This window comes from Chryseobacterium sp. OV279 (assembly GCF_900128945.1).
GTDB lineage: Bacteria > Bacteroidota > Bacteroidia > Flavobacteriales > Weeksellaceae > Chryseobacterium.
On sequence record NZ_FQUD01000009.1, the window covers coordinates 1 to 2,451 of the forward strand.

Consider the following 2,451-nt stretch of genomic DNA (forward strand, 5'->3'; position numbering starts at 1 on the left):
AGCGCTTGAGTAACTAAAAATAGGAAAGAAATCGTTAAGGGCGTATGGCGGATGCCTAGGCTTTCAGAGGCGAAGAAGGACGCGGTAAGCTGCGAAAAGCTGCGGGGATCGGCACACACGAATTGATCCGCAGATGTCCGAATGGGGCAACCCGTCTGGTTGAAGACCAGTCACTCCAAATTTATTTGGAGAGCAAACCCGGAGAACTGAAACATCTAAGTACCCGGAGGAAAAGAAATCGAAGAGATTCCGTAAGTAGCGGCGAGCGAAAGCGGATTAGCCCAAAAGCTTTTATATGTTTAATAGAATGTTCTGGAAAGAACAGCCATAGAGGGTGATAGCCCCGTATATGAAAGGCATATTTAAGTGATAAATGAGTAGGGCGGGACACGTGAAATCCTGTCTGAATATGGGGGGACCATCCTCCAAGGCTAAATACTCCTGAAAGACCGATAGTGAACAAGTACTGTGAAGGAAAGGTGAAAAGCACTTCGAATAGAAGGGTGAAATAGAACCTGAAACCGTACGCCTACAAGCGGTCGGAGCCCACAAGTTGGGTGACGGCGTGCCTTTTGCATAATGAGCCTACGAGTTAATTTTGCTAGCGAGGTTAAGGACTTAAGGTCCGGAGCCGGAGCGAAAGCGAGTCTGAATAGGGCGCTTAGTTAGCAGGATTAGACGCGAAACCTTGTGATCTACCCATGGGCAGGTTGAAGCTCTGGTAACACAGAGTGGAGGACCGAACCGGTTGACGTTGAAAAGTCTTCGGATGACCTGTGGGTAGGGGTGAAAGGCCAATCAAACTGGGAGATAGCTCGTACTCTCCGAAATGCATTTAGGTGCAGCGTCGATTTACAGTTTATTAGAGGTAGAGCTACTGATTGGATGCGGGGGTTTCATCGCCTACCAATTCCTGACAAACTCCGAATGCTAATAAATGATGGTCGGCAGTGAGGGCATGGGTGCTAAGGTCCATGTCCGAGAGGGAAAGAACCCAGACCAACAGCTAAGGTCCCCAAATATATGTTAAGTTGAAGCAACGCGGTTGGACTGCATTGACAGCTAGGATGTTGGCTTGGAAGCAGCCATTCATTTAAAGAGTGCGTAACAGCTCACTAGTCGAGCGGTCCGGCATGGATAATAATCGGGCATAAACATATTACCGAAGCTATGGATTTATACCTTAGGGGTATATCTGGTAGGAGAGCATTCTATTTGCGCCGAAGCAGTATCGTGAGGTATTGTGGAGCGGATAGAAAAGAAAATGTAGGCATAAGTAACGATAAAGCGGGCGAGAAACCCGCTCACCGAAAGACTAAGGTTTCCTCAGCCATGCTAATCAGCTGAGGGTTAGTCGGGACCTAACGCGAACCCGAAAGGGGTAGTGGATGGACAATGGGTTAATATTCCCATACTTGCTCACACTAAAAAGGGGACGGAGTGCCGTACTTACTGGAGACTGACGGAATAGTCAAGACCTAGCCTTCGGGCGAAGTTGTTGTAGGGAAAGTGCTTCCAAGAAAAGCCGAAGTGAAGCAACCCGTACCAAAACCGACACAGGTAGTCGAGGAGAGAATCCTAAGGTGCTAGAGTGAATCATGGTTAAGGAACTAGGCAAAATAGTCTCGTAACTTCGGGAGAAGAGACGCCAGCAGCAATGCTGGCCGCAGTAAAGAGGCCCAGGCGACTGTTTATCAAAAACACAGGACTCTGCAAAATCGAAAGATGCAGTATAGGGTCTGACACCTGCCCGGTGCTGGAAGGTTAAGGAAGGTGCTTAGAGTTAAATCGAAGGCATTAACTGAAGCCCCAGTAAACGGCGGCCGTAACTATAACGGTCCTAAGGTAGCGAAATTCCTTGTCGGGTAAGTTCCGACCTGCACGAATGGTGTAACGATCTGGGCACTGTCTCAACCATGAGCTCTGTGAAATTGTAGTCTCGGTGAAGATGCCGAGTACCCGCAATGGGACGAAAAGACCCTGTGAACCTTTACTATAACTTCGTATTGACTTTGAGTAAGTAATGTGTAGGATAGGTGGGAGGCTTTGAAGCGGGCACGCTAGTGTTCGTGGAGCCAACGTTGAAATACCACCCTTTACTTACTTGGAGCCTAACTTCTTAATGGAAGGACATTGCGTGGTGGGTAGTTTGACTGGGGTGGTCGCCTCCAAAAGAGTAACGGAGGCTTTCAAAGGTACCCTCAGCACGCTTGGTAACCGTGCGTAGAGTGTAATGGCATAAGGGTGCTTGACTGTGAGACCAACAAGTCGATCAGGTGCGAAAGCAGGACATAGTGATCCGGTGGTTCCGTATGGAAGGGCCATCGCTCATAGGATAAAAGGTACTCCGGGGATAACAGGCTAGTCTCCCCCAAGAGCTCACATCGACGGGGAGGTTCGGCACCTCGATGTCGGCTCGTCACATCCTGGGGCTGGAGAAGGTCCCAAGGG

The 2,451-nt window shown here is 49.1% G+C and carries 1 rRNA gene; it reads left to right on the top strand.

The features are described 5' to 3' along the window. Positions 1-24 precede the first annotated feature (24 nt). A 23S ribosomal RNA gene (locus BUA72_RS24100) occupies positions 25-2,451 on the top strand; the annotation flags it as partial.